This is a genomic window from Janthinobacterium aquaticum, from assembly GCF_009208565.1.
In the GTDB taxonomy this organism is placed as follows: domain Bacteria; phylum Pseudomonadota; class Gammaproteobacteria; order Burkholderiales; family Burkholderiaceae_D; genus Janthinobacterium.
In genome coordinates, this window is record NZ_WFLK01000077.1 from 1 (window position 1) to 238 (window position 238).

Below are 238 nucleotides of genomic sequence, written 5' to 3' on the forward strand. Positions count from 1 at the left end.
CCGCTATCGGAAGCCAGCGCCAATACCGGTGCGCTTGGCGCTGCCGGTGCCGCACTGTCAATATTGATCGACAGCGCCGCGCTGGCGACGCTGCTATTGCCTGCAGCATCCACCGCCTTGACGCTCAAGCTGTGCGTGCCGGAGGCCAGCGCGCTGCTGGTGATGCTCCACGTGCCGCCGGTGGCCACTGCCGTGCCGAGCACGGTGGTGCCGTTGGTGTCGTATAGGGTGACGGTGC

Annotated in this window: 1 protein-coding gene; it reads right to left on the minus strand. The window is 67.2% G+C overall.

Going from position 1 to position 238, the window contains the following annotated elements:
* A partial coding sequence (locus tag GCM43_RS25975) for an Ig-like domain-containing protein (protein WP_193315758.1) occupies window positions 1–238 on the minus strand: 238 nt, incomplete at both ends.